Raw genomic sequence first — 23,884 nt, 5'->3', positions numbered from 1 at the left:
TATGCTCACACCTGGAAACGTTCGACCACCCGGCGCAGCGACTGGCCCAGCGCGTGCAGGTCGCGCGCCGAGGCTTCGGCCTGGCGCGAGCCGGCCGCGGTCTCGGCGCTGGCCTGCTGGATGTTTTCCATCGCCAGCGCCACCTGGTCCATCCCGGCCAGCTGCTGCTGGCTGGAGGCTGCAATCTGCACCGCCGCCTGCGCGGCGTCTGCGATGTTCTCGGCCAGCTCGCGGATCGCCTGGCCGGCGCGGGCGGTCTGCTCGACGCCCTGCGCCACGGTCTTGGCGCCCTGCTCGGTGATCATCACGGCGGCGCCCACGCTCTTCTGGATCTCGCCCAGGATCTCGCGCACCTGGCGCGTGGCCTGGCGCGACTGCTCGGCCAGGCTCTTGACCTCCTGCGCCACCACAGCGAAACCCTTGCCGTGCTCGCCCGCCTTGGCGGCCTCGATCGCGGCGTTCACCGCCAGCAGGTTCGATTGCTCGGCCAGGCTGGCGACGCTGGCCGTGATCTCGCCGATCGCATGGCTGCGCTCCGACAGGCGCACCACGGTGCCGGCGATCGCCTCCATCTTTTCCTGGATGGTCTGCATGCCTTCGATGCTCTCCTCGAGCGCGCGACGGCCGTCGGCGGCGGTGCGCGCGGCCTCCTGGGCCGAGTCGGACACCGCGCGCGACTTTTCGCTCGACAGCAGCGAAGTCTGCTTGACCTCCTCCACCGTAGCAGTGGTCTCGCTGACGGCGGCGGCGGTCTCGGTGGAACTGGCGGCGCCCTGCGCGGTGCTGGCCAGGATCTCGCCGGCGGCCGCGGTCAGCGTCGCCACGCCGGTGTTGGTTTCGGTGGCCAGGGCGCGCCACGAGTGCACCATTTCACCGAGCGCCTCCATCAGCTGCCCGACCTCGTCGCGGCCGGCCGGCGGCGGCACGTGCGCGCGCAGGTCGCCGGTGGCGATGCGCGCGGCCAGCGTCGTGGCCTCGCGCAGCGGCGCGGCGATCGAGCGGTTCAGCCACCAGCCCATCAGGAACGCGACCGCGGCCGCCCCCGCGCCGATTGCGAACAGGGCGGCGCCGGCGCGCTGCACGAGCGCGTCGCTGTCGCGCATGCGCTGGCGCGCCTGGCTCAGCTGCTCCTTGCCCATCTCGTCGGCGACTGACTTGAGCTGATCGAACTTGCGCTGCAGGTTGCCGGTGACGGCCGATACCGCGACATTGCGCTCACCGGCCTTCAGCGGCGCGACCACCTCGCCGTCGCGTATCGCCGCGTATTCATCGTGCGCCGTCAGCAGGCGCGCATAGCCGCGCCCGAACTCCTCGTCGACGTCCTTGTACGGCTCCAGCTCCGCGATCAGGCCGCGAATCGTCGCCTCCTCGATGTCGAGCTGGCGGTTGAAGGATACCTGCGCCCCGCCCTGGGTCACCAGGGACGACAGCAGCGCCACGCGCTCGCGGTTGATGGCGTTGCGCAGCTCGACCATCTTGAGGGCGATTCCCAGGTCGTCGGTGAACAGCGTCTGCTGCGAGGCGCGCAGCTTGGTCAGGGCCTGGTAGGACATCGCGCTTGCCACCACCATCGTCGCGACCAGCAGGCCGAAGCCGAGCGTCAGCTTGGCGCGGGTGGTCATGTCGGCAAAAATGGGCATCTCAATCTCCTTTCAGCGGTCGGCATCGACGACCAGGGTGGAATCGGCAAGCAGGCGCCGCGCGTCAAGCAGCGCGGTGCGGTCGGGGGCGACCCCGAGCAGGCAGGTGTTGGCCAGATCGGCCAGCGCGGGCAGGCAGTGGCCCAGGTCCGTTTGTGCGAAGCGGCGCGCGCCGTCGATCGCGTCGGCCAGCACCGCGAAGCAGTTGTCCTCGCCCTTGAGCACAATCAGCGCCGAAGGGTCGGACAGTTCGGCCAGCGGCAGCGCCAGCAGCACCCGCAGGTCGACCACCGCCAGCACCTCGCCCTCGGACATGGTGACGCCGGCGACCCAGGCGGGCACGCCCGGGATGGCGGTCAGCGGCTGCCAGGCCAGCACGCGCGCGACCAGCGCCGCCTCGAAGGCATAGCGCTCGCCGGCGCAACGGAAGGCCAGCGCCTCGATGCCGCCGGCAGGCGCGCCGTCCGCCGGAACCGAGGGGTGGGCCAGCGCCTCCGCCCGTTCCCTGAGCAGTCGCGCCTGCCGCGCCGGATCGTCCTGGTCCTGCGCAGCGAGCGCGGCGGCGCTGGCCTCGAGCCGGCGCACCATCGCCTCCCAGTCAAATGCCGGGCCGCTCATTGCAATCGCTCCAGCCAGCGCGCGGCGGCGCCGTCGAGATCGCGGTCGGCGCCGGCCAGCCGCCGGCAATCGTGCAGCAGGCGCAGCGCGCGCGCGCGGCGGCCTTCCGCGTCTTCGATCAGCGCGGCCAGGTAGTGGCCGAGGGCGCTGTCCGGATCCAGGTACAGCAGGCGCTTGACGCCCTCGCGCGCCAGTGCGCGCTCGCCGTGCTCCAACGCGAACAGCGCGGCGCTTTGCTGCAACGGCAGCGACAGCGGGTCGGCCTCGACGGCGCGGCGCAGGCACTGCAGCGCCTCGTCGCGGCTGCCCTGCTCCATCAACTCGCGGGCGCGCGCCATCAGGTCCGGACGGGGCGGGGTTTCGGCGCGGCGCGGCGCCGGCGCGGCCGCGACGCGGCCCCGTGCGCGTGGCGCGGCGGCAGGCTGCGGCAAGTCGGGCAGCGATGGTTCGGCCGGCGGCAGCTCGGCTGGCTGCGGCTGCGAGTCCTTGCGGAAGAACACCGCGTCCGCGTGGAATACCGGCGTGAAGCCGGCAAACAGCTCAGGCGACGCTTCACTGGCATTCACCACCAGCCAGCCGCCGTCAACCAGGCAAGCTCGCAGCCGCGCCACCGTGTCGCGCGCCTGCTGCGGGCCGAAGTACATCAGCACATTGCGGCAGAAGATGACATCCATCGCCAGCGTGCCGCTGGCGGCCGAGGGATAGCTCGCGCCGGCCAGGTTCAGGCAGTCGAAGCGGACCTGCGCGCGCAGCGCGGGATCGATCTCGAAGCGGCCCTCGTCGACCGGCCGGAACCAGGCCGCGTGGTCGGCTGGATCGGTGTTGCGGAACGACCAGCGGCGGTAGACGCCGGCGCGCGCGAAGTCGAGGAAGGCCTCGTTCAGGTCGGTGGCCAGGATCGACGCCATTGCCGGCGCCATTTGCGGCACGCGCCGGCGCAGCGCGATCGCGATCGAATACGGCTCCTCGCCGGTGCAGCAGCCGGCGCTCCAGATGCGCAGCGGCCGCTGTTCGCCGCGCGCCAGGTGGGCGCGCGCCTGCTCGCACACCAGGTCCAGGGCACGCGGCTCGCGGAAGAAATAGGTCTCGCCGATCGTCAGGAAGCGCGCGCAGGCGGCGCCGCGCGCATCGTCCCACGGCCCGTCGGCCAGCCAGGCCGCGCAGGCCGGCACGTGCGCGTGGCCGAGCGCACTGGCCATCCGCCCCAGCGCCGCGTGGAACTGGCGTCGCCGCGCGCCGGCGAAGCGCAGGCCGGTCTCGGCCTCGACCCGCTGCGCCGCCAGGTCCAGCGCGGCGTCGGCCAGCCTCGCCTGTTCAATGCCGTTCATCGGACAGCTCCTCGAGCGCCAGCGCCAACTGCGCCTGCTCTTCGTCGAACAGGAAGCGCGCCGGATCGACCACCAGGCACAGGCCGTCGGGCAGGTGCACTGCGCAGTCGACGAAACCGGCCGCGCCCACTTCGCCCGGCCAGCCATCGGCGCCGCGCATGGCCACGCCCGGACCGGTGATGGCGTCGACCACGAACGCGCACAGGAAACCGCCCAGCTCCACGATCAGGAACTGCTGCCCGGGGTGGATGACGGTCGGGCCGCAGCCGGCGCGGCGCGAGAAATCGAGCACGGTCACGGTCTCGCCGCCGATGTCGAGCACGCCCAGCGCGATGTCCGAAGCACCCGGCAGCGGGTCCGGCTGGGCGCTCAGCACGGCGCGGCGGACGCAGGCCAGCGGTACCGCAAAGCGCCGCCCGCCGCAGGCGAACTCCAGCACCTGGAGTGCGTCCTGCGGCCCCTGTTGGACAGCGCCAGCCCCGGCGCCGCCTGGTCGCCGCAACATCGAGGTCGCGGAAGCTTGCTCGTTCATATCGATGGCTTCTCAAAACGTTACGGAGATTGTTAAAGGCGAATCAACACCCCTGGTCCCGATGCTAACGTCCGGCTGCCCTGGCGCACAGGTCCGTCGTGCGTGCGTCGCGCAGCGGCATTGCGGCCGCTAGCGCCCTATAGCGCGCAAATAACCCGAACTTGTTGCCATTTCGCGCACCACCGTGGTGCGCACGCGCGCTTCCTGTCGCAAAACTGCAGCGCGCCTGTCGTAATTTTAACGACAGCAAATCATGTCACATTGTTGCGCATTATTAACAATTGCTGCTAAACGACCAAGCCGTGCTTCAATGCGTAGCGGATCAGGGCCGCATTCGAATGCAGGCCCAGCTTGCGGAAAATGCGGTTGCGGTAAGTATTGACGGAGCTGACGCTGATCCCCAGCTCGGCGGCCACCTGCTTGACCTGCAGGCCGGCCCCGATCAGGGCCACGATCTCGCTTTCGCGCGCGGTCAGGCGTTCGTGCGCCGGCGCTTCGGCTCCCTCCAGCATCTGGCGCGCCATCTGCTCGGCCAGGCGTGGCCCGATATAGGTCGCGCCGGCCGCCACCTGCCGCACCGCGCGCACCAGCTCGTCCGCGGCCATGGCCTTGGTGACGTAGCCGCTGGCGCCCGCGCGCAAGGCGTTGACCGCGTACTTGTCCTCGCCGTACATGCTGAGCAGGACCACACGTTGTTCGGGATGATGGCGGCGCAGCTCGGCCAGTCCTTCGAGGCCGTCGAAGTCCGGCAGGTTGATGTCAAGGACCACCACGTCCGGCGCATGCTGGCGCACCAGGGCCAGGGTCCCGGCCAGGTCGGCCGCCTCGCCGACGATGCGCAGGTCCGGGTGCGAACGCACGATCTTCTTTACGCCTTCGCGTATCAGTTCATGGTCGTCCGCAATCGCAATCCTGATCATCTTGTTTCGTCTTTCATATGTCTTGAACAGCGCCGGCCAGTCCGCCGTCGACCGGCACCAGCGCCGACACCAGCGTGCCGCGCGGGGCCAGCGGCCCGACCAGCAGGCGGCCCCGCACCAGGGCCGCGCGCTCGCGCATGCCCTTCAGGCCGAGGGCGCCGGCGCGGGCCCGGCCGCCGCGCCCGATGCCGCGGCCGTCGTCGCGCACACGCAGCAGCAGGTTTTGGCCGCGCCGCTCCAGCGTGACCCGCACCTCGCCGGCGTGGGCATGGCGCAGCACGTTGGTCAGCGCCTCCTGGAAAATGCGCAGCAGCGCCTCGGCCGCCGGGCGCGCCGGCTGCGGCAGCCCGGCCTCCACTTCGACGCTGGTGCGGATGCGGGTGCGCTGCTCGAAATCGCGGGCGTGCCATTCCAGCGCCGCGTACAGCCCCTGCCCGTCCAGTTCCGGCGCGCGCAGCTCGGTCGCGATGTCGCGCACGATCTGCAGCGCGCGATCGAGCGTGCCGCTGGCGCCGCGCAGCTCGCGCGCCACCTCTTCCGGTTCGTGGTCGCCGTCGAGCGCCAGGATGTGGTCCTCCAGCAGCCGGATGTCGATCTTGGCCGCCGACAGGACCTGGCCCAGCTGGTCATGCACCTCGCGCGCCAGCGCCGCGCGCTCCATCTCGCGCACCGTTTCGAGCCGCCGGTACAGCGACTTCAGTTCCTCCTGCGCGGCGCGGCGTTCGGCCTCGCGCTGGCGGCGCTTGGTCACGTCCTTGGCCATGTGGACCAGGTAGCGCGGCCGTCCATCGCCATCCTCGATCAGCGACAGGAAGCTGAGCACCCAGACCATCTCGCCGCCGGCGCGCCGGAACCGCATCTCGGTACGGCAGGACGCGACCTCGCCCGCCAGCAGGCGCGCCACCCACGGCGCCGCCGCATCGAAATCGGCCGGCTCGACCAGCTGCGACAGGCTGCGCCGCGCCAGCCATTTCTCGTCGCAGCCGAGCATCGCCAGGTAGGCCTGGTTGACCCGCAGGTAATCGCCTTCGATCGAGGTGATCGCCACCGCGCCCGGCGCCCGGTCGAACACCGCCGCCAGCAGCTGGTGCGCCTCGCGCAGCTCGCCGGTGCGCTCGTGGACGCGCCGCTCCAGGATCGCATTGGCATCGCGCATGGCCTGTTCGGCCGCCTTGCGCGCGCTGATGTCGGCGCCGAAAGCCAGTACGCCGTACGGCGCCGGCAGGATCCGCACCTCGTACCAGCGCCTTCCGGCCGGGTGGTAATGTTCGACCGCTTCCGGCCTGCCGCCGGCGGCCACCGCGCGCAAGGCTTCCAGCAGCGCGGTGCCGGCGACCTCCGGCGCCACGTCCAGCAGCTGGCGGCCGGCCAGCTGGTGCACCTCGCGGTCGAACGAACGCGCCGCCGCCGCGTTGAGCGAGCGGATTTTCAACTCGTGGTCATAGCTGACGATGGCGTCGCTGGCCCCTTCGATCACCTTGGTCAGGTCGTCGCGGATCGCTGCCACTTCGCGGTTCAAAGCCGAGAAGCGCGAGCGCGACAGGTCAAGTTCGGCCAGCGTCTCGGCGCGGCGCCGCTCGGCTTCGAGCGCGTCGGCGCCGGCGATCGCGGTCGCCACCAGGCCGACCGTGGTGTGCACGAAGCGCAGGTAATTGTCGTCGCAACGCACCAGCGGATTGAGCGCGACCACCATCAGGCCGCGCGCCTGGCCCGGCCCCGCCAACGCCAGCGGCACCGCCAGCAGCTGGCGCACCGGCTCGTCCCAGGCGCCGCAGCGGTCACCCTCGTCGAGCATGGCGGCGGCCTCGAACAACTGCGACGCCCCGGTCAGGGCCAGCGCCGCAAACGGATGCGCCGGCGCGGCCGCGCCCGGCGCAGGCCACGGCAGGCTCGTTGGAATCCGCGCGCCGCCGGAACGCAGGCCGCTGCAAAACACGCGCCGCGCCGATTCGCCCTCGGCCAGGTACAGCGCGACCAGCGGCAGGTCGAAGGGATTGGTGGCCATCGCGTCGCGCAGCAGGTCGAGCGCGCCGTCCGCGCCGCGGCGCTGGGCCACCTGGATCGCCAGCTCGCCAAGCCAGCGCTGGCGCCGTTCGGCCAGCACGCGCTGGGTCGTCTCGATGGTATTGACAAGAACGCCCGCGATCGCATGGCCGGCGTCGTAGATCGCGCTGTACGAGACCGTGAAGTAGCATTCCTCGGTGAAGCCGGCGCGATGCAGCACCAGCAGGAGGTCGTCGCGGCGGCACGGCCGGCCGGTCTCCAGCACGTCGGTCAGCAGCGGCTCCAGGCTGTCCCACGCCTCCGGCCACACTTCGCGCACCGGCCGCCCGAGCGCCCACGGATGCTTGTCGCCGAAAATCTGCGCGCACTGGTCGTTATATACATACACGAGGTCGGGGCCGACCAGCACCGCCATCTGGAACTGCGAGGCGAGGCTCAGCCTGACGGCGGAACGGATCGCTTCGGGCCAGCGCTCAAGCGGACCGAGGATGGTTTGGCTCCAGTCCTTTTCGTTCACCGCGCGCACCATCTCGCCCGCGCCGGGGAAGGCGCAAGTCGAGGAAGGGGTGGCGTGGTCGTCGGTCATCAGCTTAGCGCTTGATAGTGGTTTTGCTATCTTATTTCAGAATCTACAATGCTTGCAGGAAAGGCGCAACGCGTGGTGCATAAATCGGGCGCGCGTTTCAGATAACGGAAATGTAATCTTTCGCTCCTCTTTCCGTCAGGTACCGGAAGGCACAATGGCATGTCATTCAACAGGTCCCGACATGCACGCACACCGCACCACTTTCCTGCTGGCCGCCGCCCTCGTCCTGGCCGGCTGCGCCAAGGCCCCCGCCACCGAAGACAAGAAACCGCCGCTGGTCAGCGTGACCCGCACCCGCGCGCTCGACATCCCGATCGAACTGTCGGCGCAAGGCCACATCGTCCCGCTCAACTTCGTCGAGGTGCGGCCGCAGCTGACCGGCACCATCCTCGCCGTGAACTTCCGCGAGGGCGACGACGTCAAGCCGGGCCAGCTGCTGTTCACGCTCGACGACAGCGACGCCCGCGCCCAGCTGGGCAAGGCCCAGGCGCAGGCAGCGATGATCGCCGCGCAGCTGGCCGATGCACGGCGCGACTACCAGCGCGCGCAGGCCCTGGTGGCGTCCAGGTTCATCGCGGCGAGCAGCGTCGACACCGCTGCCAGCAAGGTCGATGCGCTGGTCGCGCAGGCCAACTCCGCCGCGGCCGAGATCAGCGCCGCGCGCACCACGCTGGCCCACACCCGCATCTATTCGCCGATCGCCGGCAAGGCCAGCGCCGTCAGCGTGCACCCGGGCAGCCTGGCGCAGGCCGGCGGCAGCGCACCGCTGGTGACGGTCGCGCAGTTCTCGCCGGTGGGCGTCGAGTTCACCCTGCCGGAGAAGGACATGCCGGCGCTGCTGGCCGCGCGCGCCGCCGGTGCGGTCCACGTATCGATCGACGGCGACGCCGCGGACGGCGAGCTGACCTTCGTGAACAACACCATCAACCAGGACAGCGCATCGATCGACCTGAAGGCGAGCTTCCCGAATCCGCGCCACACCCTGTGGCCGGGCGGCTTCGTGCGCGTGGTGGTGCACGCCGGCGTCAACCACGGCGCCGTGGTGCTGCCGCCGCAGGCCGTGCAGGAAGGGCCGGCCGGCCGCTTCGTGTTCCTGACCACGGACGACGGCAAGGTCGCCACGCGGCCGGTCGAGCTGCTGCGCATCCAGGGCGGCATGGCGGTGATCGGCGGCTTGCCGGCCGGTGTACCGGTGGTGCTCGAAGGCGGCCAGAACCTGCGCAGCGGCGCCAAGGTGCGCGTGGCCGCGTCCAACCCTGCAACGGTCGCGATGGTGGGCCAATGAAGTTCGCCGGACTGTGCCTGCAGCGTCCGATCGCGACCCTGCTGCTGTGGCTGAGCGTGGTGGTGGCCGGATTCGCCTGCTGGCTGAAACTGCCGGTGGCCGCCCTGCCCACCTACGATACACCAACGATCCAGGTCGGGGCGCACCTTCCCGGGGCCAGCCCGGAGACCATGGCCACCTCGGTCGCCACGCCGCTGGAGAAGCAGTTCTCGGCCATCCCTGGCCTGATCAACACCACCTCGACCAGCATCCAGGGTGAGACACAGATCACGCTGGAATTTGAAGCCAGCCGCAATATCGACGCCGCCGCGGCCGACGTGCAGGCCGCGCTGTTCCGTGCTTCGCGCTCGCTGCCGGCCGAGATGACCACGCCGCCGTCCTACCGCAAGGTCAACCCGGCCGATGCGCCCATCCTGCTGGTCGGCCTGTCCTCGCCCTCGCTGCGCCTGTCCGACCTGAACGCGTTCTCCGACAACGTGCTGGTGCCGGCGCTGTCCACCATCAGCGGCGTGGCCCAGGTCAACGTGTCGGGCCAGAGCCGCTACGCGGTGCGGGTCGAGATCGATCCCGACAAGCTGGCCGCGCTCGGCCTTGGCCTGCCCGACATCGCGGCCGCGCTGAAGGCGGCCAATTCCAACGCGCCGCTGGGCCAGCTCGACACGCATCGCCAGATGATGAGCATCCAGATGACGACGGGCCTGATGAAAGCCGCCGACTTCGCCCGCATCGTGGTCGCCACCGTCAACGGCCGCGCGGTGCGGCTGGACGAAGTGGCCAAGGTGCTCGACAGCGTCGAGAACAACCAGAACACCAGCGGCATCAATGGCGAGAGCTCGATCCTGCTGCAGGTGCAGCGCCAGCCCGGCGCCAACACGGTCGCCACCATCGACGCCATCCGCGCCGCGCTGCCGCGCCTGACCGGCCAGCTGCCGGCATCGGTCAAGGTGACGGTGCTGAACGACCGCTCGATCTCGATCCGCGACGCGGTCCACGACGTCAACCTGACCATGCTGCTGACGATCGCGCTGGTGGTGCTGGTGATCCTGCTGTTCCTGCGCCGCCTCGCGGCAACGCTGATCCCCTCGATCACCCTGCCCGTTTCCCTGCTCGGCACCTTCGGCCTGATGCTGGCCTTCGGCACGAGCCTGGACAATATCTCGCTGATGGGCCTGACCATCGCGGTTGGCCTGGTGGTCGACGACGCCATCGTGGTGCTCGAAAATATCATGCGCCATATCGAGGAAGGCATGGCGCCGCGCCAGGCTGCGCTGCGTGGCGCCTCCGAGGTGGCCTTCACCGTGGTCTCGATCTCGGTGTCGCTGGTGGCGGTGTTCATCCCGGTGCTGTTCATGCCGGGCACCATCGGGCTGTTGTTCCACGAGTTCGCGTTGGTGGTGACGCTGGCGATCCTGGTGTCGGCGGCGGCCTCGCTGACCCTGGTGCCGCTGCTGGTCGCGCTGCTCGTCAAGCCGGAAGCAGCGCACCGCGCGCCGCCGGCATGGAGCCTCGCCTTCGAACGCGGCTTCGAGCGCCTGCTCGCCGTGTACGGCCGCACGCTCGACTGGGCGCTCGCGCACAGCAAGACCGTGATGATCGCCGCACTGTCCACCTTCGCGCTGACGGCCTGGCTCTACGTCGCCTCGCCCAAGAGCTTCTTCCCGCAGGAGGACACCGGCCAGATCAACGCCACCGTCGACACCCCACAGGATATGTCGTACGAAGGCCGGCTCGCGGTCCTCAAGCAGATCGAAGCGGTGCTGATGAAGGATCCGAACGTGGCCGACCTGGCCTCCAAGGTCGACCACGACACCACCGCGCTTTACCTCACGCTCAAGGCGCGCGGACAGCGACCGGCGATGCCGCTGGTGCTCAAGCAGCTGCGCGCCGAAACCGCCTTCCTGCCAAGCGTGAAGGTGTTCTTCAGCCCCGTGCAGAACCTGAAGCTGGGCGGGCGCAGCTCGAAGAGCACCTTCCAGTACACGCTGCAGGCGGTCACTCCCGGCTCGGTCGAGAACTGGGCGGGCAAGCTGGTCGAGGAGCTGGGCAAGTCGCCGGTCTTCGTCGGCCTGGCCACCGACAGCGAGCGCAATGGCCTGGAAGCGCGCGTCGAGGTGGACCGCGACAAGGCGGCGCAGCTGGGCGTCAATATGGACAGCCTGCGCACCACGCTGTCGGAAGCGTTCGGCACGCGCCAGGTGTCGACCATCTATGCGCCGGAGGACAGCTACCAGGTGATCATGGAACTGTCCGATAACTTCCGCCGCGACGAAACCAGCCTGTCCAAGGTCTACGTGCACGGCACCGGCAGCACGCTGGTGCCACTGAGCGCCTTCGCCCGGATCGGCCGCGGGCCGGCCACGCTGGCCGTCAACCACCAGGGCCAGCTGCCGGCGGTGACGATCTCCTTCGACCTCGCCAACGGCAAGTCGCTGTCCGACGCCGCCGCCGCGATCGAGGCGGCCAAGATCGCGATCGGCATGCCGTCGACCATCCTCGGATCGTTCGCCGGCGAGGCTTCGCTGTTCCAGCAGTCGCAGACCAGCCAGCTGTGGCTGATCGCGATCGCGGTCGCCGTCATCTACGTCATCCTCGGCATGCTGTACGAAAGCCTGATCCATCCGGTGACCATCCTGCTCGGCATCCCGTCGGCGGCGGTGGGCGCGCTGCTGGCGCTGCGCATGACCGGGCTTGACCTGAGCTTCGTGGCGATGGTCGGCATCCTGCTGCTGGTTGGCGTGGTGAAGAAGAATGCGATCATGATCATCGACTTCGCGCTCGACGCCCAGCGCAGCCACGGCTTGGCGCCGCAGGTGGCGGTGCGCCAGGCCTGCATCCTGCGCTTCCGGCCCATCATGATGACCACGTTGTGCGCTATCATGGGCGCGCTGCCGATCGCGCTGGGCCTCGGCGCGGGCGCGGAGCTGCGCCAGCCGCTCGGCGTGGCGATCGTCGGCGGATTGTTGTTGTCGCAGCTGATCACGCTGTTCATCACGCCGGTGCTGTACCTGGTATTTGACCGGCTGGCCGCGCGGCGGACAACCGCGGTGCCTGCCCTGCGCGCGGCCGCCTGACCATTTTTTCGGACCATACGCCTTGACCAAAATTCTCCTGGTCGAAGACCAAGCTACCGCGGCGGCCTATTTGTCGCAGGGCCTGCGCGAGGCAGGAATGACGGTGGACGTCGCCAGCAATGGCCCGGACGGCCTGCACCGCCTGCTGACCGAGCATTACGCGCTCGCGATCCTGGACGTGATGCTGCCCGGGCTGGACGGCTGGACCATCCTCGACACCGCGCGCCGCGCCGCATCGCCGACGCCGGTGCTGTTCCTCACCGCGCGCGACGACGTCGAAGACCGCGTGCGCGGCCTCGAACTGGGCGCCGAGGACTACCTCGTCAAGCCCTTCGCATTCAGCGAGCTGCTGGCGCGGGTGCGGGTGATCCTGCGCCGCGGCGACGCCGGCGCCAACTTCAAGGAACCGACCCGCTACGAACTGGCCGACCTTGCGCTCGACCTGCTCAAGCACCGCGCCACGCGCGGCGCCGACCGGCTCGACCTGACACCCAAGGAGTTCGCGCTGCTGGCACTGCTGATCAAGCGCACCGGCGAGGTCCAGCCGCGCGCCGTGATCGCCGACCAGGTCTGGGACATGAACTTCGACTCCGACACCAACGTCGTCGAAGTGGCGATCCGGCGCCTGCGGGCCAAGCTGGACGATCCCTACCCGGTCAAGCTGCTGCACACGGTGCGCGGAGTCGGCTATGTCCTCGAAATTCGCGATTGAGCTGGACGTGCGGCGCTGGTCGCTGACGGCGCGCCTGGGCGCCTTCTTTGGCGCGGCCATCGCCGCCATCGTGCTGGGCGTGTCGGCGATGATGTATGCGGAACTGGTGCACCAGCTGCGCGAGAAGGAAGAGCTGGAAATCCGCGACAACCTGCGCATCCAGAACGAAGTGTTCAAGCACCTGTCCAAGCAGCAGAACCCGACCCAGTGGCAGCACGAGTGGAGCGAGCAGCAGGAAGAAAACAAGCGCTTCGGCTGGCAGCTCATCGCACCCGACGGTACAGTCAAGCTGGCCTCCGACAACGCCGGCGCATTCGCCGCAGGGTTCGCGCGGCCCGACCTCCACGACGACGACCGGACGACAGACAGCAGCGGCGACAAGACCCGCTACCTGCTGATGTCCAGCGTTCGGGCCGAAGCGACGGGACCAGGCATGCGCCTGCGCGGTGCGCTCGACGTCAGCCAGGACGAGAAGGTCCTGCGCCGCTACCTGCGCAAACTGGCGCTGGTGGTGGCGGCGGCGACCTTCGTTGCCGCTGCGCTGGGCTGGCTGCTGGTGTGGCGCGGACTGGCGCCGGTGCGCGCGATCAGCGCAGCGATCGGCCGCATCAACGCGCAGCGCCTGCACGCGCGCATCGCCAACGAGGCCTGGCCATCCGACCTGCGCCAGCTCGCCCTCACCTTCGACGACATGCTGGCGCGGCTGGAGCGCTCGTTCGAGCAGCTGTCGCGCTTCTCGTCCGACCTGGCGCACGAGTTCCGCTCGCCGATCAACAACCTGGTGGCCGCCGCCAGCGTCACGCTCGGCCGCGCACGCGACGTCGCCGAGTACCAGAACACGCTGGAAGTGATGGTCGAGGAAGGCAACCGGCTATCGCGCATGGTGTCGAGCATGCTGTTCCTGGCGCGCGCCGACAACGCGCAGCAGACCGTCAAGCGCGAGCGGCTCGCCGTCGGTGAGGAATTCGCCCGGCTGATCGAATTCTTCGAGATCATGGCCGAGGAACAGGGCATCAGCCTGCGCACCGAGGGCGAATGCACGCTGATGGCCGACCCGCTCCTGCTGCGGCGCGCCCTGTCCAACCTGCTGGCCAACGCGTTGCGCTACACGCCGCGCGGCGGCGCCGTCGTGCTGAAAGCGGCGGCCGAGGGCAATGCCTGCGTCATCTCGGTCAGCGACAACGGCTGCGGCATCGCCGCCGAACACCTGCCGCACCTGTTCGACCGCTTCTACCGCGCCGATCCTGCCCGCAGCTCAACCGACAGCACCGGCCTTGGCCTGGCCGTGGTGCGCTCGATCGCGGAACTGCACGGCGGCACGGTCGAAGTGCGCAGCGCACCGGGCCAGGGCGCCACCTTTGAGATGCGCTTTCCGATGGCGTCCGCCGCGGCACGCGAACAGGCCGCCGCCTGAAAAGCGCCAAATCAGGCGTTTGATCTTGCAAAGTGCTCAGCCGAGTTCACATTCTGTGTATACTCGGCATATTTCTGCTGTTGTCCCATGACTTCTGATCAACAAGACAATACATCCCCGTTGGCCAGTCGCGCGTGCCGCGCCTCGTACCGCGACCTGGCAGTGGCCCTCCTTTCGCTAGCTGCTGTGCTGGGCACCAGTCCCGTGTTGGCGCAAGTGACCAAGCTGTCAGCGCCGCCGGCCTCCGCCGCGCCAGCCAAGTTCGACACCGTCACCGTGCGCCGCGGCGACATCCAACAAACGGTCGACGCGCCCGGAAAGCTCCAGCTCCACAAATGGGTCGACACCTACGCCCAAATCGCCGGAGAGGTGAAAGACGTGCTGGTCGCCGTCGGTGACACGATCCAGGCCGACCAGGCCCTGGTCGACATCACCCCGGCCCAACAACCGGCCAAAGCCGCAAGCAATCGCGCGCAGATGGCCCGGCTGCAGGCAGATCTTGCCGACCAGCGTGGACAGCTTGATTTTGCCCAGCTCCAGTTCAAGCGCCAGACCCAGCTGAAAGCGCAGAACGCGACCCGCGAGGACGCCTTCGAATCGGCGCGGATGAACGCGTCATCGGCAAGCGCGCGGGTCGATGCGATCACGGCGCAAATCCACGAACTCGAAGCGACATCGAAAATCGATGAGGAAGCGCGCCAGAAAACGATCGTAAGGTCGCCGATTGCCGGTACCGTGGTGTCACTCACCGCGCGCACGGGACAAATGGTCGCTGCCGCACAACCTGCCGCACCGCTGCTCCGGATTGCCGACCTGTCGGAGATGACCGTAGCCGCGCGCGTCGCGGAGAACGATGTGACGCGCTTGCGGCCAGGCATGGCGGCGAGTTTCACGACCCCGGGCTATCCCGGAAAGCGCTGGTCGGGAAAGCTGCGCCAGGTCATTCCCATCCCGGTCGACGGCACGGGCGAACAGGGCAAGCAGGCCTTTTATATTGTCCTGTTCGAGGTCAAGAATCCAGATCACGAACTGATGAGCGGTATGAGTGCGCAGGTGCAGTTCGTCGTCGCGCAGGCGCGCGATGCGCTGCTGCTGCCGGCTAACGGCCTTGGTGCGCCGGACGAGGACGGCCTTTACAACGTCAACGTGCTCGACGCCGGCCAACGCGTCAGCGCCCGCAAGGTGAAGATTGGACTGCACAATTCGCAACAGGCACAGATCCTTTCCGGATTGGCCGCAGGCGACAAGGTGCTGGTCGGCCCGGCGCCCAATGTGCTTCCGACGCCCGCTGCGGCAGCATCAAGCTCTTGAGGATTGCCAATGACGCACCGCGCTTTAAAGCTGACATTGCCCCGCACTCCAGCAGCATCGTCCATTCTGTTTGGTCTGGCTTGCGCCGTTCTGGCGGGGTGCGCCAGCCATGCCCCAATTGCGGAGCCGCCGCCCAAGGTCGACTTGCCTGCCGGTTGGACGGTCGCTGGCAATTCGAACCACGAGGAGTGGCCTGACAAGAATTGGTGGCAGCGGTTTGGCAGCCCTGCCCTGACGCATTTGGTCGCTGAAGGCCAATCCAGTAATCTGGAGCTCGCGGGCGCACTTGCGCGCGTGAGGCAGGCAGAAGCAGAGGCACGCATTGCCGGCGTGTCGTTACTGCCCACTGCGAATTTTTACAGCGGCGCGAACCGCGCCGTACCCATTGGAAGCGGCAGCGCAAGCACCTCAGCCGCTAATTCCTTGCAGGTTTCCTACGAAGTCGATTTCTGGGGCAAAAACAAGGCGGGCGTGGCGTCTGCGGAAGCGTCGCTGGAGGCCAACCGTTTCGACCGCCAAACCGTGGCGTTGACGGTCACCAGCGGTATCGTGTCGACCTATCTGCAAGTGTTGTCGCTGCATGACCGGCTTGCCGTCGCCCGCGAACATGTTGCGAATGCCGAGCATGTCCTGAAATTGGTCGAGGCACAGAAGAGCGCAGGCGCAGCCTCACCCCTCGACCTTGCGCGCCAGCGGTCTGCCCTGGCTCAGCAGAAATCGGAAATACCGGATTTGATGCAGCAGGAGCGCGAAGCGCAGTCGGCGCTGGCAATCCTGCTCGGCAAAACGCCACAGACATTCTCCATTGGTAAGGAAGGACTGGACACGATCACCTTGCCGGAGGTGTCCCCAGGCTTGCCATCCGAGCTCCTGTCGCGCCGGCCCGATATTCGTCGCGCCGAGGCCAACCTGGCCGCCGCCGACGCCAACGTCGCCGTCGCTCGGGCGAACCTGTTCCCCAGCATTAACCTCACCGGAGCGCTGGGTGCGCAAAGCAGCGCCTTGCTGTCGCTGCTTAATGCACCGAATCTGCTCGTCAATGTCAGTGCCTCGCTGATGGCGCCGATTTTCGATGGCGGCCGGCTGAAGCGGGAACGCGACCTCGCCGTCGCCCGCAAACAGGAACTGGTCCAGGTATATCGCGCGACCGTGATTTCCGCCTTCTCGGAAGTGGACACGGCGTTGGGCCAGATTCGCAGCCTGGATGAGCAGCGTCGCTTGAAGACGACCGAATTGGAGCAGGCGCGCGAGGCGTACGACCTGTCGGAAATCCGATATAAGGTCGGCGCCGAAGATTTGATGACGGTGCTCGATACCCAGCGCGCTTTATCCAATGTGCAGAACGATATGGGGATATTGAAACTCAAGCGTCTGCAGGCGACGGTGTCCTTGTACAAGGCGCTCGGCGGTGGCTGGAAGGAAGACCAAAGCCGAGGCAATTCACTTCCTGGGAAAACTTGACCGTTGATGGCGCACCGCTCGAACGGCGGTACCAGAAGTACCGTCACGTACCGCTTGGCAGAAAGCGCCAACGCCAACAAACAAGCCTGCCAATAATGGTTGCACTCCCCGTTTCGGAAGCGCGCCATGCACCCACATCATCGCCCCGCTGTCGTCAACGACATCCATTCCGCGCTCAATCCAACACGGGTTGCGCGCATTTACGAACCGCGCAGCATTGACGATATCCGTCACATCATCACGGCGGCGGGACGGCAGGGCTTGCCCGTCGCGGTCTGTGGCGGGCGGCATGCGATGGGCGGGCAGCAATTTGCCGCCGATGCCGTGCTGCTCGATATGCGGAAGATGCGCCGCGTGCTGGCCTTCGACACGGCCGCCGGCCTGATCGAAGTCGAAGCCGGCATCGAGTGGCCGGAACTGATCGAGCATCTCAACAGCGCTCCAGACCCGGAAGGCATCCGCTGGAGCATCCGCCAGAAGCAGACCGGCGCGGACCGGCTGTCGCTGGGCGGCTGCCTGTCCGCGAACATTCACGGACGCGGCCTCCGGATGCGCCCCTTCATCGGCGACGTGGAAGCCTTCACGCTGGTCGACGCACAAGGCCAGGTGAAGCACTGCAGCCGGAGCAGCAACCATGAGCTGTTCTCGCTGGCGATCGGCGGCTATGGACTGTTCGGCGTCATCGCCAGCGTGATGCTTCGCCTTGCGCCACGCCAGAGGATGAGGCGCGATGTGACGCTGCTTCAACTGGAAGAACTGATGCCGGCATTCTCGCAGCGCATCGCAGCCGGCTATGTCTTCGGCGACTTTCAGTTCGCCATTGACCCGGACAGCCGTGACTTCATGCAGCGCGGCGTCTTCTCGTGCTACCTGCCGGTCGACGACGCCACCCCGCTAGATGCCGCGACAAGGGAGTTGTCCGAACAGGATTGGCGCGACCTGCTGCATCTTGCGCACACCGACAAAACCGCCGCTTTCGAACACTACGCGCGCCACTATCTGTCGACCAACGGCCAGCATTACTGGAGCGACCGGCTGCAGCAGAGCACTTATCTGGACGGCTACCATTGCGACATCGACCGCACTCTGGGCCATTGTGGCTCCGAAGTGATCGGGGAAATCTATGTGCCACGCGAACGGCTTGTGGACTTCATGCGCGCGGCAGCCGCCGATTTCAGGCAGCATGGCGTCGACCTCATTTACGGGACCGTCCGACTGATCGAACGCGACACGGAAAGCTTCCTGCCGTGGGCGCGCGAGGACCACGCCTGCGTCATCTTCAATCTGCACACGCCGCATACGGCCGACGGCATCGATGCGACAAACCGCGCCTTCCGCCGCCTGATCGACATGGCGATTGCGCGCGACGGCAGCTTCTACCTGACTTACTCGAGAGCTGCCAGTGCAGCCCAGCTTAGCGCCTGCTATCCGCGCTTCGAACAATTCCTGGACGCGAAACGCCGCTTCGATCCGCAAGGACGCTTCCAGAGCAACTGGTACCGCCATTACGCGGCGCTGTTTGGATGCGCACCTGCTAATCTGGTGGCATGAAACCGGACAAGCCCAGCAGGACCGCGCTGATCGTCGCGGGCGGACTGCAGCTGGCGGGCGCGCGAGCCTCATTGCCTGCCGCTGTGCTGCCTGTCGACGCGCTTCGCCTCGGCGAACAGTTGCTGCGGCGCGCTTATCCACGCCTGGCCTACCTGCTGCGCAAGGCATGGTTTCAACGCCTGTGCGGTCTGGTCGAGGCCGCCACCCTGCCGGGGATTTGCATGCACTTTGCGCTCCGCAAGCAGATCCTGCGCCGGCATGCGCAAGCCGCGCTGGCCGCCGGCTGTACGCAAGTGATCGTGGTCGGCGCCGGGTTCGATACCTTGTGCGCGGAACTGAAAGCGGCACGCCCGGATGTTTGCTGTATCGAGATCGATCACCCTGCGACGCAAGCCGTAAAGCGCGCTGCGGCAGGCGGCGATGGCATCGCCTTCATCGCCGCCGATCTGGCGCGGCAGGACCTAAGCTCGGTTCTGGCGACGCATCCGGCGTTTCATCGGGCGGCGTCGACGCTGTTCGTTGCGGAAGGACTGCTGATGTATATGCCGCTCAATGCGGTGCGCGCACTGTTCGAGCAAATGGCCACGGCAGCGCCGCATTGCCACGTGGCGTTCACGTGGCTGCAGCCACTGGCAAACGGACATCCCGGGTTCCGGCAGGGCAGCCGCCTGATCGATGTCTGGTTGCGATGGCGGGGCGAGCCATTCCTGTCGAGCATGGCGCGCCCCGGTCTCGCGAGCTTCCTGGCCGACGCAGGCTTCGAACTTGAAAGGCTTGAAGTCAGCGGCGATCTGCTGAATGGCACAGACCTTACGGAACGGCCGATCGAAGACGAATACGTCGCGCTGGCTTCGGCGGGTCCTCATTGAAGGCTCCAACGAAATGCTCAGGTTTGTCACTGATAGTAGCCCCTGTACGCTGAGGCAACGATGACGCGGCATTTGGCTAAGAAACTTTCCAGGATTGCTTGACGTTCTCATTATGCAAGCTAAGCTTCAAAGGCTTTGGCAAGGTCCCATCAACCCGACAGGAGAACTATGATGGCTTACGGTATTACACATTTCTTTCCTGGTGGTACGCAGGAACAATACGAAGCGACAATTGCGGCCGTGCATCCAAGCAGAGAAAAGCTGCCGAAGGGCCAAATCTACCATGCGGCTGGCCCAACGGCCGGCGGTTGGATCATAGTAGCAATCCACGATTCCAAGGAAAGTTGGGAACAGTTTCGCGAAGGAATCCTAATACCGAAAATGTCGCATGGTATCAACGGCGGGTTTACCGCGCCACCACAGGAAACGGCGTTCGAGGTTCACAATCTGCTGCCGTGAATCTCTGCCATGCTGAAATCTCCGTTCATCGCCGCCAAACTCGTCATCGCCTCGCTTGCCATTATCGCCGGGTGCAGTGGCTTGCCTGCACATCAGAATAACAGCGTCGCACGCCTCTACATTCTCAATTGCGGCGAAGGTGTAGCGGGCGATATCTCGCGCTGGTCGCCGGGTGTGAACGTGGGCCAATCCATGGCATTCGCCGACAACTGTTACCTGATCAAGCATGACCAGGACTGGATGCTGTGGGATACCGGCGTGAAGGACTCCATCGCCGCGCTACCCGACGGCGAGGCTCCGGCTGATCCAAGGGCGATCCACTGGCGCCGGCCGAAAACGCTGGCAAACCAATTGGAAGCACTTGGTGTCAAGCCAGCGGACATCAAATACGTCGCGATCTCGCACAGCCACCCGGACCACATCGGAAATGTCGAGATGTTCCCACAGTCGATGCTGCTGGTGCAGAAAGCCGAATACGATTGGCCCGGCGCCAACAATGCACCACGCTTCAATCCCGCGCATCCAGTCACCAAGCTTGAAGGCGACAAGGATGTCTTCGGCGATGGCAGCGTCACCATCCTTTCGACACCCGGTCACACGCCCGGCCATCAGTCCTTGCTGGTCAAGCTGCCGAAAACCGGTGCAATCGTGCTGTCAGGCGATGCGGCCCACTTCAAGAGCAATTGGAACAATCGCCGCGTACCTTCCATTAATTTCGACAAGGACCAAACACTGGCTTCAATGCAGCGCATCGCCGATGTGCTAGCGAAGGAAAAGGCTCAGCTCTGGATCAATCACGACAAGGCACAGCGCGACACGCTGAAATTGGCACCCGAGTATTACAAGTGATCCTGGCGAGCACCAGCGCCACCCTTCCCTTGAACCTTGCACCACCGCACGGGAATAAACGGTTGAACAGTCGCTGTTCGCCGTCGCGCCGCCCGTAGGTGCGCGGGTTACCGAGAAGGGGAATTATCATGCGTACTTCAATGGCACTCACGCTGGCCCTGCTGCTGGGCGGCTGCGCAACCCAGGCGGACCGCGCAGCGGAACAGCAACGCGAGGTGGACGAAATGATCGCGGTCTACGGACCTGCATGCCAAAAGCTGGGCTATCAGGCAGACACCGAGCAGTGGCGCGATTGCATCCTCAAGATGGATACCAAGAACGCCATCGAGCGCTGGCGGACTGCACCGACGACAACGACCTGCTTCGGCCATCGCGGCTTCTTTAACTGCTCGACTTTCTGATAGCCGCGCCCCATCAGCCAGCGCGAGACTTTCAATCTCCTCCCCGGAGACCCAAGCGATGGCACCAATCCGGAACACCGAAGACCGTTATGGATCGGTCGCGATCCTGCTCCACTGGCTGATGGCTTTCCTCATGATCGGACTCGTGGCATTGGGACTGTATATGGTCAGGCTTCCCGATGTCGGTTTCGACACGAAGAAAATCACGCTGATCCTCCTCCACAAAGAATTTGGCCTGTTAGTGCTCCTCTTGTTTGCAGTCCGCCTGGCCTGGCGTATCACGCAGATCCTGCCACAACTGGTTGCACACCTGCCCGATTGGCAGAAAGTCGCCGCGCGATTTGTTCATCTCTGCTTTTACGCCTTGATGTTCGCATTGCCGGTGTCTGGTTGGCTGATGTCGTCCGCGGCCGGCATTCCGGTATCGTTCTTTGGCCTGTTCCTGCTGCCCGATTTCCTTCCTCATGATGAGTATCTGTTCCAGAGGCTGATCGGCATCCACAAATGGTTCGCCTACGGGCTGATCCTGCTCATCTTTGTTCACGTGGGCGCGGCGCTGCGGCATCATTTCCTCTTCAAGGACGACACCGTGCGCAAAATGCTGCCTTAGCGCGCTTTCTCGACCACGAAGGCGGCAAGTTCACGCAATGCTTTTTCCGTCGCCTCGTTGGCCGCCACGACGCCGGCATAGGGGTTCTTTTCCCCCATCGTTTCGCGCATGGATACCTCCTTGCTCGCGATGATCTCGTTCGTCGCCTCGCGACTCAAATAGAAGCGCATCGTCAACTTCAGCATCGGCGGCTGTGCCGTGAAGTCCTGCTTAAGCTCCAGGATTTCAGTGCGCAGCGCGAACGTGTGACGGCCGAAATCGGGCGCCGCAAACACCTCGCTGAAATAGTGGGTGTTCGACATCGTCGCGACTATCAACGGCAGCATCATCTTCGAAGGAGTTTCCGCCCATTCGTTTTGGCTGAAATACGCAATTTGATACGCTTGGGTCGTATAGGCCATTTGCGTCGTGCCATAGACACGGTCGGACTCAGGGGCCAGCACAAACAAAGACGTTGCGTGAGTCTGTTCGATAGGCAGGTCAACAGGGACACGATTCAGCACATATTTCTGAGTGCTTACATCCACCGGCGAGAGCGCGGTGCAGCCGACAAACGGCGCCACATAGAATGCGACCAAAACCGTCCTGGCGATATTGGCTGTCATTTTCTTTCCCCTGGCCCCGGCGCCGGCGGCGCCGTGCCGCGAATCAGGATCGACGGATTTCGATTGATCTGGTTCGTCACGGCAGTCGTGGAACCGGACAAATCGTCCAGATCGGTCAGCGCTTTGTGAGCTTCCGGCAGGATTTGCGTCTGCAGCGCTCTCACCGTATCGTGGCTCGAATCCAGGACGGAACGAGCTTGAGGCAGAATCTGCGTCTGGAGCGTTGTCACCGAGTCGTGGCTTGAGTCCAGCAGAGGCGCAAGACGACGACTCGCGCTTTCGGTATTGGCGACGATCGTATTCATCCTTTTGGAATTCGCCGCCAGAACCTTGGTCACCTGCTGCAGGCTTTCCGCCGACTGCTTCAGCGCCACAACGGTCTTCTTGTCGAGCGTCGATTGCAGCAGGTCTGTCAATGCTTGCACATTCGCCGTCGCCTGGTTCAAGGTCGTATCGAGCGTCATCGATTTCGACGGAGCGGTCGGTATTGTCGGGTAAGCCTCGCCCGGCCGCCTGGTCAAAGGACCCGAACTCATGCCGGCATCTTCGATCGCAATGTAGACATAGCCGGTAAAACCGCGCGACGCGAGGCCGCGCGAGGTAAGCGTCGCGACGCTGGCGGAAGTGATCGGCGCAGTCTTATCGATACTCAACAGGATACGTACGGTGTGCGGATTGAGCAGCTTGACGCTTTTCACCTTCCCCACATCGACGCCGTGGAATTCCACCGGCGCGTCGACAATCAGGCCGGACACCGATTCCTCAGTCGATATCTGATAAATCAGGTAGTTGCCAACGGAAACGAGATACCAGAAAGCCGAGGCGACAAGGGCAAGCAGCAGGAATGCCGCGAACGCGAATTTCGCCTGCGTGTTGGTATCGATTTTCATCGCAATGCCTCCAAGCCTGCCACACGGACACTCTTATCCGTTAATTCCCTGTCGCGGAATGATGGTTCTCGACCGGGCGTGGAAACTTTTTTGGAGGCAAGCTAAACCGGGTCGCCTGCAAGCCGATAAAGGAAGCCGTATTCGCGCGCCATCTGGGCGACATTGCGCACCTGGAGCTTGTCGTGCACGCGGGCGCGGTGCAGTTCGACCGTGCGCGGCGACAGGCCGAGCAGTTCGCCTGTCTCGCGGTTGGTGTGCCCGGCGAGCAGGCAATCGAAGACCTCCTTTTCGCGCTGGGTCAAGCGTGCGAAGCGTCCCTCGCGCGCCTGGCGCAGGCCACATTGGGGATATTGCGGCGCCGAGCTGACGGCGATCTGCGCGAGCGCCTCGCGAATCCGCGCATCATCGAAGGATTTGTCCAGCACATCGATGGCGCCGGCCCGGAATCCCTCGCGGAAAAATCCAACCGATCCCTTTTCGCTGACCAGCACCACGCGGGCGCCGGGGCAAGCGACGACGAGCCGGCTCACCAGCCGCACAGCATAGTCATGCGCATGGCCGGCATCGACCAGCACCACCGCGCCCTGCCCGCCCCGGCCCGCGAGGAAGGCATCGACCTTCGACACCGGCCGCATGTCGAAGCCGCCGGACGAGACCAGCAGGCATATGCGCAGGTCGATTGCGCCAAGGTAGACCAGATGAAGCAAGGGCCGCCGCGCCGGCACGATCGCGGCGGAGCGGCCCTGCGGCTGGACGGCCGTCAGCACC

At 66.1% G+C, this 23,884-nt stretch carries 21 protein-coding genes; 12 read left to right on the top strand and 9 right to left on the bottom strand.

All coding sequences use genetic code 11. The features are described from left to right. Nucleotides 1–5: 5 nt before the first annotated feature. The 6 genes from NX778_RS02230 to NX778_RS02205 all read right to left on the bottom strand — a co-directional run bounded on the left by NX778_RS02230 (nt 6) and on the right by NX778_RS02205 (nt 7,628). Complete coding sequence (locus NX778_RS02230) at nt 6–1,640, bottom strand: methyl-accepting chemotaxis protein (protein WP_258810048.1); 1,635 nt, start codon at nt 1,638–1,640, stop codon at nt 6–8. A 12-nt stretch (nt 1,641–1,652) separates the two neighbouring features. Next, nucleotides 1,653–2,258 (bottom strand): chemotaxis protein CheW, encoded by a 606-nt coding sequence (locus NX778_RS02225; RefSeq protein WP_258810047.1) that lies wholly within the window; start codon nt 2,256–2,258, stop codon nt 1,653–1,655. After that, complete coding sequence (locus NX778_RS02220) at nt 2,255–3,586, bottom strand: CheR family methyltransferase (protein WP_258810046.1); 1,332 nt, start codon at nt 3,584–3,586, stop codon at nt 2,255–2,257. The genes NX778_RS02225 and NX778_RS02220 overlap by 4 nt, the downstream gene beginning before the upstream one ends. Beyond that, nucleotides 3,573–4,118, bottom strand: coding sequence for a chemotaxis protein CheW (locus NX778_RS02215; RefSeq protein WP_258810045.1), 546 nt, complete (start codon nt 4,116–4,118; stop codon nt 3,573–3,575). Before NX778_RS02215 ends, NX778_RS02220 begins: the two co-directional genes overlap by 14 nt. A gap of 287 nt (nt 4,119–4,405) precedes the next feature. Continuing rightward, nucleotides 4,406–5,038 carry a response regulator gene (locus NX778_RS02210; RefSeq protein ID WP_258810044.1) on the bottom strand — a complete coding sequence of 211 codons (633 nt, stop codon included), beginning with the start codon at nt 5,036–5,038 and terminating at the stop codon, nt 4,406–4,408. Between the two features lie 13 nt (nt 5,039–5,051). Continuing rightward, a complete protein-coding gene (locus NX778_RS02205; RefSeq protein ID WP_258810043.1) occupies nt 5,052–7,628 on the bottom strand; it encodes a PAS domain-containing sensor histidine kinase in 2,577 nt (858 codons plus the stop codon). A 181-nt stretch (nt 7,629–7,809) separates the two neighbouring features. Here NX778_RS02205 and NX778_RS02200 point away from each other — a divergent pair, with 181 nt between their 5' ends. The 12 genes from NX778_RS02200 (at nt 7,810) to NX778_RS02145 (ending at nt 21,621) form a co-directional block, all read left to right on the top strand. Next, nucleotides 7,810–8,913, top strand: a complete 1,104-nt coding sequence (locus NX778_RS02200) for an efflux RND transporter periplasmic adaptor subunit (RefSeq protein ID WP_258810042.1) — start codon at nt 7,810–7,812, stop codon at nt 8,911–8,913. Beyond that, the gene (locus NX778_RS02195) at nt 8,910–11,984 is read left to right on the top strand and encodes an efflux RND transporter permease subunit (RefSeq protein ID WP_258810041.1); all 3,075 of its coding nucleotides are present in this window, start codon (nt 8,910–8,912) and stop codon (nt 11,982–11,984) included. The genes NX778_RS02200 and NX778_RS02195 overlap by 4 nt, the downstream gene beginning before the upstream one ends. 22 nt (nt 11,985–12,006) lie before the next feature. Next, complete coding sequence (locus NX778_RS02190) at nt 12,007–12,696, top strand: heavy metal response regulator transcription factor (protein ID WP_258810040.1); 690 nt, start codon at nt 12,007–12,009, stop codon at nt 12,694–12,696. Continuing rightward, the gene (locus NX778_RS02185; protein ID WP_258810039.1) at nt 12,674–14,110 is read left to right on the top strand and encodes a heavy metal sensor histidine kinase; all 1,437 of its coding nucleotides are present in this window, start codon (nt 12,674–12,676) and stop codon (nt 14,108–14,110) included. Before NX778_RS02190 ends, NX778_RS02185 begins: the two co-directional genes overlap by 23 nt. A gap of 204 nt (nt 14,111–14,314) precedes the next feature. Beyond that, a complete protein-coding gene (locus tag NX778_RS02180) occupies nt 14,315–15,421 on the top strand; it encodes an efflux RND transporter periplasmic adaptor subunit (protein ID WP_258811023.1) in 1,107 nt (368 codons plus the stop codon). 9 nt (nt 15,422–15,430) lie between these two features. After that, a complete protein-coding gene (locus tag NX778_RS02175; RefSeq protein ID WP_258810038.1) occupies nt 15,431–16,882 on the top strand; it encodes an efflux transporter outer membrane subunit in 1,452 nt (483 codons plus the stop codon). Between the two features lie 99 nt (nt 16,883–16,981). Beyond that, a complete protein-coding gene (locus tag NX778_RS02170; protein WP_258810037.1) occupies nt 16,982–18,433 on the top strand; it encodes an FAD-binding oxidoreductase in 1,452 nt (483 codons plus the stop codon). Beyond that, a complete protein-coding gene (locus NX778_RS02165) occupies nt 18,430–19,302 on the top strand; it encodes a class I SAM-dependent methyltransferase (protein WP_258810036.1) in 873 nt (290 codons plus the stop codon). The genes NX778_RS02170 and NX778_RS02165 overlap by 4 nt, the downstream gene beginning before the upstream one ends. Nucleotides 19,303–19,473: 171 nt before the next feature. Next, nucleotides 19,474–19,761: a hypothetical protein gene (locus NX778_RS02160; RefSeq protein ID WP_258810035.1), complete on the top strand. Its 288-nt coding sequence runs from the start codon at nt 19,474–19,476 to the stop codon at nt 19,759–19,761. 9 nt (nt 19,762–19,770) lie between these two features. After that, nucleotides 19,771–20,610 (top strand): N-acyl homoserine lactonase family protein, encoded by an 840-nt coding sequence (locus NX778_RS02155; protein ID WP_258810034.1) that lies wholly within the window; start codon nt 19,771–19,773, stop codon nt 20,608–20,610. Nucleotides 20,611–20,738: 128 nt separating this feature from the next. Continuing rightward, nucleotides 20,739–21,011, top strand: a complete 273-nt coding sequence (locus tag NX778_RS02150) for a hypothetical protein (RefSeq protein ID WP_258810033.1) — start codon at nt 20,739–20,741, stop codon at nt 21,009–21,011. 58 nt (nt 21,012–21,069) lie between these two features. Further along, nucleotides 21,070–21,621, top strand: coding sequence for a cytochrome b (locus NX778_RS02145; RefSeq protein WP_258810032.1), 552 nt, complete (start codon nt 21,070–21,072; stop codon nt 21,619–21,621). On the opposite strand, the gene NX778_RS02140 is transcribed toward NX778_RS02145, so the two are convergent. The 3 genes from NX778_RS02140 to NX778_RS02130 all read right to left on the bottom strand — a co-directional run bounded on the left by NX778_RS02140 (nt 21,618) and on the right by NX778_RS02130 (nt 23,883). Next, entirely contained in the window at nt 21,618–22,226 is a 609-nt protein-coding gene (locus NX778_RS02140) for an ABC-type transport auxiliary lipoprotein family protein (RefSeq protein WP_258810031.1), read from the bottom strand. The two genes, NX778_RS02145 and NX778_RS02140, sit on opposite strands and share 4 nt — an antisense overlap. Then, nucleotides 22,223–23,116: an MlaD family protein gene (locus NX778_RS02135; RefSeq protein ID WP_258810030.1), complete on the bottom strand. Its 894-nt coding sequence runs from the start codon at nt 23,114–23,116 to the stop codon at nt 22,223–22,225. Before NX778_RS02135 ends, NX778_RS02140 begins: the two co-directional genes overlap by 4 nt. A gap of 101 nt (nt 23,117–23,217) precedes the next feature. After that, nucleotides 23,218–23,883, bottom strand: a complete 666-nt coding sequence (locus tag NX778_RS02130) for a response regulator transcription factor (RefSeq protein ID WP_258810029.1) — start codon at nt 23,881–23,883, stop codon at nt 23,218–23,220. Nucleotide 23,884 lies beyond the last annotated feature (1 nt).

The sequence above is a fragment of the Massilia terrae genome, assembly GCF_024753145.1.
Classification (GTDB): domain Bacteria; phylum Pseudomonadota; class Gammaproteobacteria; order Burkholderiales; family Burkholderiaceae_D; genus Telluria; species Telluria terrae.
The sequence above is the reverse complement of the archived record's forward strand: the minus strand, read 5'-3'. Positions and strand labels throughout refer to the sequence as shown.

Excerpts from the sequence above, each read along its gene's own strand:
- NX778_RS02230 (WP_258810048.1), bottom strand. The coding sequence starts at position 1,640 with ATGCCCATTTTTGCCGACATGACCACCCGCGCCAAGCTGACGCTCGGC.
- NX778_RS02225 (WP_258810047.1), bottom strand. The coding sequence starts at position 2,258 with ATGAGCGGCCCGGCATTTGACTGGGAGGCGATGGTGCGCCGGCTCGAG.
- NX778_RS02220 (WP_258810046.1), bottom strand. The coding sequence starts at position 3,586 with ATGAACGGCATTGAACAGGCGAGGCTGGCCGACGCCGCGCTGGACCTG.
- NX778_RS02215 (WP_258810045.1), bottom strand. The coding sequence starts at position 4,118 with ATGAACGAGCAAGCTTCCGCGACCTCGATGTTGCGGCGACCAGGCGGC.
- NX778_RS02210 (WP_258810044.1), bottom strand. The coding sequence starts at position 5,038 with ATGATCAGGATTGCGATTGCGGACGACCATGAACTGATACGCGAAGGC.
- NX778_RS02205 (WP_258810043.1), bottom strand. The coding sequence starts at position 7,628 with ATGACCGACGACCACGCCACCCCTTCCTCGACTTGCGCCTTCCCCGGC.
- NX778_RS02200 (WP_258810042.1), top strand. The coding sequence starts at position 7,810 with ATGCACGCACACCGCACCACTTTCCTGCTGGCCGCCGCCCTCGTCCTG.
- NX778_RS02195 (WP_258810041.1), top strand. The coding sequence starts at position 8,910 with ATGAAGTTCGCCGGACTGTGCCTGCAGCGTCCGATCGCGACCCTGCTG.
- NX778_RS02185 (WP_258810039.1), top strand. The coding sequence starts at position 12,674 with ATGTCCTCGAAATTCGCGATTGAGCTGGACGTGCGGCGCTGGTCGCTG.
- NX778_RS02175 (WP_258810038.1), top strand. The coding sequence starts at position 15,431 with ATGACGCACCGCGCTTTAAAGCTGACATTGCCCCGCACTCCAGCAGCA.
- NX778_RS02165 (WP_258810036.1), top strand. The coding sequence starts at position 18,430 with ATGAAACCGGACAAGCCCAGCAGGACCGCGCTGATCGTCGCGGGCGGA.
- NX778_RS02160 (WP_258810035.1), top strand. The coding sequence starts at position 19,474 with ATGGCTTACGGTATTACACATTTCTTTCCTGGTGGTACGCAGGAACAA.
- NX778_RS02155 (WP_258810034.1), top strand. The coding sequence starts at position 19,771 with ATGCTGAAATCTCCGTTCATCGCCGCCAAACTCGTCATCGCCTCGCTT.
- NX778_RS02150 (WP_258810033.1), top strand. The coding sequence starts at position 20,739 with ATGCGTACTTCAATGGCACTCACGCTGGCCCTGCTGCTGGGCGGCTGC.
- NX778_RS02145 (WP_258810032.1), top strand. The coding sequence starts at position 21,070 with ATGGCACCAATCCGGAACACCGAAGACCGTTATGGATCGGTCGCGATC.
- NX778_RS02140 (WP_258810031.1), bottom strand. The coding sequence starts at position 22,226 with ATGACAGCCAATATCGCCAGGACGGTTTTGGTCGCATTCTATGTGGCG.
- NX778_RS02135 (WP_258810030.1), bottom strand. The coding sequence starts at position 23,116 with ATGAAAATCGATACCAACACGCAGGCGAAATTCGCGTTCGCGGCATTC.